Origin of the sequence: Rhodanobacter aciditrophus (assembly GCF_050026795.1) — a bacterium.
In the GTDB taxonomy this organism is placed as follows: Bacteria; Pseudomonadota; Gammaproteobacteria; order Xanthomonadales; family Rhodanobacteraceae; genus Rhodanobacter_A.
Genome location: NZ_JALBWP010000003.1, coordinates 1 through 5,373 on the forward strand (window position 1 = coordinate 1; position 5,373 = coordinate 5,373).

A 5,373-nucleotide genomic window follows, 5' to 3' on the forward strand; every position below is an offset into this window, starting at 1 on the left:
GGAAGGGTTCGTGGCGAGATTGATCTTTGACAGTGTGCACAGGTGAATTGTGTGGACGCCTTGCGCTGGCGGGTTGTTGACCTGTCCAAGCAATGCAAAGCGTCCCACCCAAAGAAAGTCAGTAATGAGTTTCAATGGTTGGGGTCACGCTTCAGAAAGATAGACGGCCTTCGGGTTGTCGAAAACTTAAGTGAAGAGTTTGATCCTGGCTCAGATTGAACGCTGGCGGCATGCCTAACACATGCAAGTCGAACGGCAGCGCGGGTAGCAATACCTGGCGGCGAGTGGCGGACGGGTGAGTAATGCATCGGGATCTACCCAGACGTGGGGGATAACCTCGGGAAACCGGGACTAATACCGCATACGTCCTACGGGAGAAAGCGGGGGACCTTCGGGCCTCGCGCGGCTGGACGAACCGATGTGCGATTAGCTAGTTGGCGGGGTAAAGGCCCACCAAGGCGACGATCGCTAGCTGGTCTGAGAGGATGATCAGCCACACTGGGACTGAGACACGGCCCAGACTCCTACGGGAGGCAGCAGTGGGGAATATTGGACAATGGGCGCAAGCCTGATCCAGCAATGCCGCGTGTGTGAAGAAGGCCTTCGGGTTGTAAAGCACTTTTATCAGGAGCGAAATACTACCGGCCAATACCCGGTGGGGCTGACGGTACCTGAGGAATAAGCACCGGCTAACTTCGTGCCAGCAGCCGCGGTAATACGAAGGGTGCAAGCGTTAATCGGAATTACTGGGCGTAAAGGGTGCGTAGGCGGTTGTTTAAGTCTGCCGTGAAATCCCCGGGCTCAACCTGGGAATGGCGGTGGATACTGGACAGCTAGAGTGTGTCAGAGGATGGTGGAATTCCCGGTGTAGCGGTGAAATGCGTAGAGATCGGGAGGAACATCAGTGGCGAAGGCGGCCATCTGGGACAACACTGACGCTGAAGCACGAAAGCGTGGGGAGCAAACAGGATTAGATACCCTGGTAGTCCACGCCCTAAACGATGCGAACTGGATGTTGGTCTCAACTCGGAGATCAGTGTCGAAGCAAACGCGTTAAGTTCGCCGCCTGGGGAGTACGGTCGCAAGACTGAAACTCAAAGGAATTGACGGGGGCCCGCACAAGCGGTGGAGTATGTGGTTTAATTCGATGCAACGCGAAGAACCTTACCTGGCCTTGACATGTCCGGAATCCTGCAGAGATGCGGGAGTGCCTTCGGGAATCGGAACACAGGTGCTGCATGGCTGTCGTCAGCTCGTGTCGTGAGATGTTGGGTTAAGTCCCGCAACGAGCGCAACCCTTGTCCTTAGTTGCCAGCACGTAATGGTGGGAACTCTAAGGAGACTGCCGGTGACAAACCGGAGGAAGGTGGGGATGACGTCAAGTCCTCATGGCCCTTACGGCCAGGGCTACACACGTACTACAATGGTCGGTACAGAGGGTTGCAATACCGCGAGGTGGAGCCAATCCCAGAAAGCCGATCCCAGTCCGGATTGGAGTCTGCAACTCGACTCCATGAAGTCGGAATCGCTAGTAATCGCAGATCAGCTATGCTGCGGTGAATACGTTCCCGGGCCTTGTACACACCGCCCGTCACACCATGGGAGTGAGTTGCTCCAGAAGCCGTTAGTCTAACCGCAAGGGGGACGACGACCACGGAGTGGTTCATGACTGGGGTGAAGTCGTAACAAGGTAGCCGTATCGGAAGGTGCGGCTGGATCACCTCCTTTCGAGAGCGACAGCACAAGCCGTCGCGCAAGACGTCCACACAAGACACCTGTATTTCACGTAGCGTCCCAGGAAAGCTTTCCGGGTCTGTAGCTCAGGTGGTTAGAGCGCACCCCTGATAAGGGTGAGGCCGGTGGTTCGAGTCCTCCCAGACCCACCAACCACGGGGCCATAGCTCAGCTGGGAGAGCACCTGCTTTGCAAGCAGGGGGTCGTCGGTTCGATCCCGACTGGCTCCACCACGGCGCGGCGTGAAAACAAGCACACGAAAGATTTGAAGCGGGACGGCGCTGAGGCCGTTCTTGCGTTCTTTGAAAACTGGCAAACGAGTGACAAGCGTCTTGGTTCGAACCGAACCGAGACACGTGTCGAGGCACGAACAGGTGGTTTGAAGCGTGTAATCCCGAGGCGACTTGGGGTTATATGGTCAAGCGACCAAGCGTATACGGTGGATGCCTTGGCAGTCAGAGGCGATGAAGGACGTGGCAGCCTGCGAAAAGTGTCGGGGAGCTGGCAACAAGCTTTGATCCGGCAATGTCCGAATGGGGAAACCCACCGCGCAAGCGGTATCGTTGAGTGAATCCATAGCTCAACGAAGCGAACCCGGGGAACTGAAATATCTAAGTACCCGGAGGAAAAGAAATCAACCGAGATTCCGTCAGTAGCGACGAGCGAACGCGGACTAGCCCAAAAGTGCACAGTGTTTTAGTCGAAGGGTCTGGAAAGGCCCGCCGCAGACGGTGATAGCCCGGTAGGCGAAAGGGCACCGTGCATGAAATTGAGTAGGGCGGGGCACGAGAAACCCTGTCTGAACATGGGGGGACCATCCTCCAAGGCTAAATACTCCTGACTGACCGATAGCGAACAAGTACCGTGAGGGAAAGGCGAAAAGAACCCCGGAGAGGGGAGTGAAATAGACCCTGAAACCGTATACGTACAAGCAGTGGAAGCCCGCAAGGGTGACTGCGTACCTTTTGTATAATGGGTCAGCGACTTACTGTCAGTGGCAAGCTTAACCGTCTAGGGGAGGCGAAGGGAAACCGAGTCTGAATAGGGCGCATAGTCTCTGGCAGTAGACCCGAAACCGAGTGATCTATCCATGGCCAGGTTGAAGGTGCGGTAACACGCACTGGAGGACCGAACCCACATCTGTTGCAATAGATGGGGATGAGCTGTGGATAGGAGTGAAAGGCTAAACAAACTCGGAGATAGCTGGTTCTCCTCGAAAGCTATTTAGGTAGCGCCTCGGACGAATCTTCCTGGGGGTAGAGCACTGTTATGGCTAGCGGGTCATCGCGACTTAGCAAACCATGGCAAACTCCGAATACCAGGACAGACTATCCGGGAGACACACGGCGGGTGCTAACGTCCGTCGTGAAAAGGGAAACAACCCAGACCCGCAGCTAAGGTCCCCAAGTTCTAGCTAAGTGGAAAACGATGTGGAAAGGCATAGACAGCCAGGAGGTTGGCTTAGAAGCAGCCATCCTTTAAAGAAAGCGTAATAGCTCACTGGTCGAGTCGGTCTGCGCGGAAGATTTAACGGGGCTAAGCTAGACACCGAAGCTCGGGGTGCACAGCAATGTGCGCGGTAGAGGAGCGTTCCGTAAGCCTGCGAAGGTGGATCGTAAGGTCTGCTGGAGGTATCGGAAGTGCGAATGCTGACATGAGTAACGATAATGCGGGTGAAAAGCCCGCACGCCGAAAGCCCAAGGTTTCCTCGCGCAACGTTCATCGGCGCAGGGTGAGTCGGCCCCTAAGGCGAGGCAGAAATGCGTAGTCGATGGGAAGCTGGTTAATATTCCAGCACTTGACTGTAGTGCGATGTGGGGACGGAGAAGGTTAGGTCTACCGGGCGTTGGTTGTCCCGGGGAAAGGCGGTAGGCATGAGGGTTAGGCAAATCCGGCCCTCTTTATGCCGAGCACCGAGACGAGCCCTTTGGGGCGAAGTGACTGATACCACGCTTCCAGGAAAAGCCACTAAGCTTCAGCTACAGCAAACCGTACCGTAAACCGACACTGGTAGGCAGGGTGAGAATCCCAAGGCGCTTGAGAGAACTCGGGTGAAGGAACTAGGCAAAATGGCACCGTAACTTCGGGAGAAGGTGCGCCCGCCGGTGTGGTCACGTGCGTGACTGAGCACTGGCGGGTCGCAGTAACCTGGCCGCTGCGACTGTTTATCAAAAACACAGCACTCTGCAAACACGAAAGTGGACGTATAGGGTGTGACGCCTGCCCGGTGCTGGAAGGTTAATTGATGGGGTCAGCCGCAAGGCGAAGCTCTTGATCGAAGCCCCAGTAAACGGCGGCCGTAACTATAACGGTCCTAAGGTAGCGAAATTCCTTGTCGGGTAAGTTCCGACCTGCACGAATGGCGTAACGACAGCGGCGCTGTCTCCACCCGAGACTCAGTGAAATTGAAATCGCTGTGAAGATGCAGCGTTCCCGCGGCAAGACGGAAAGACCCCGTGAACCTTTACTATAGCTTTACACTGAACGTTGAGTTCTTCTGTGTAGGATAGGTGGGAGGCTACGAAACCGAGACGCCAGTTTCGGTGGAGCCATCCTTGAAATACCACCCTGAAGTGCTTGACGTTCTAACCTCGGCCCGTAATCCGGGTCAGGGACCGTGTATGGTGGGTAGTTTGACTGGGGCGGTCTCCTCCCAAAGCGTAACGGAGGAGCACGAAGGTACGCTCAGCGCGGTCGGACATCGCGCACTGTGTGCAAAGGCATAAGCGTGCTTGACTGCAAGATCGACGGATCAAGCAGGTACGAAAGTAGGTCTTAGTGATCCGGTGGTTCTGTATGGAAGGGCCATCGCTCAACGGATAAAAGGTACTCCGGGGATAACAGGCTGATACCGCCCAAGAGTTCATATCGACGGCGGTGTTTGGCACCTCGATGTCGGCTCATCACATCCTGGGGCTGTAGCCGGTCCCAAGGGTATGGCTGTTCGCCATTTAAAGTGGTACGCGAGCTGGGTTCAGAACGTCGTGAGACAGTTCGGTCCCTATCTGTCGTGGGCGTTGGAGATTTGAGGGGGGCTGCTCCTAGTACGAGAGGACCGGAGTGGACGTTCCGCTGGTGTTCGGGTTGTCATGCCCATGGCATTGCCCGGTAGCTATGAACGGAAGCGATAACCGCTGAAAGCATCTAAGCGGGAAGCGCGCCCCAAGATGAGATCTCCCGAGAGTTCAACTCTCCTGTAGGCACCATCTAGACTAGGTGGTTGATAGGCGCGGTGTGGAAGTGCAGCAATGCATTGAGCTTACGCGTACTAATGAGCCGTGCGGCTTGACCATATAACCCCAAGTGGCCTTCGCCACGTGCCGGTTCCAACGAATCCGGACGCTTGTCACTCGTTTGCCCATCGCTTCACGTGAGGTCCTTCTCACGGAGAGTCAAATACCGGCCATCCATGCCCGGACTCTTCAAGGAAAACCTCGCTTCGCTCATAGGCTGGCGCTTCAGCGCTGCCTATACCCCTTCCCTGGCGGCCATAGCGCTGTGGTCCCACCCGATCCCATCCCGAACTCGGAAGTGAAACGCAGCCGCGCCGATGGTAGTGTGCATCTCGCATGCAAGAGTAGGTCACCGCCAGGGGCTTTATCCCTCGAACGCCCCCACCGATCCCGGTGGGGGCGTTTC

2 tRNA genes and 3 rRNA genes are annotated in these 5,373 nt (G+C 56.1%); all 5 read left to right on the forward strand.

Going from position 1 to position 5,373, the window contains the following annotated elements:
• The first annotated feature begins 187 nt into the window (after positions 1-187).
• The 5 genes from ACQGNW_RS00015 to rrf all read left to right on the forward strand — a co-directional run bounded on the left by ACQGNW_RS00015 (position 188) and on the right by rrf (position 5,328).
• Positions 188-1,728, forward strand: a 16S ribosomal RNA gene (locus ACQGNW_RS00015).
• Positions 1,729-1,809: 81 nt separating this feature from the next.
• Positions 1,810-1,886, forward strand: a tRNA-Ile gene (locus ACQGNW_RS00020).
• A 5-nt stretch (positions 1,887-1,891) separates the two neighbouring features.
• A tRNA-Ala gene (locus ACQGNW_RS00025) sits at positions 1,892-1,967 on the forward strand.
• A gap of 183 nt (positions 1,968-2,150) precedes the next feature.
• Positions 2,151-5,027: ribosomal RNA gene (locus ACQGNW_RS00030) — 23S ribosomal RNA — on the forward strand.
• Positions 5,028-5,214: 187 nt separating this feature from the next.
• Positions 5,215-5,328: ribosomal RNA gene (gene rrf, locus ACQGNW_RS00035) — 5S ribosomal RNA — on the forward strand.
• The 16S, 23S and 5S rRNA genes sit together here with 2 tRNA genes alongside, the layout of an rRNA operon.
• Positions 5,329-5,373: the final 45 nt, after the last annotated feature.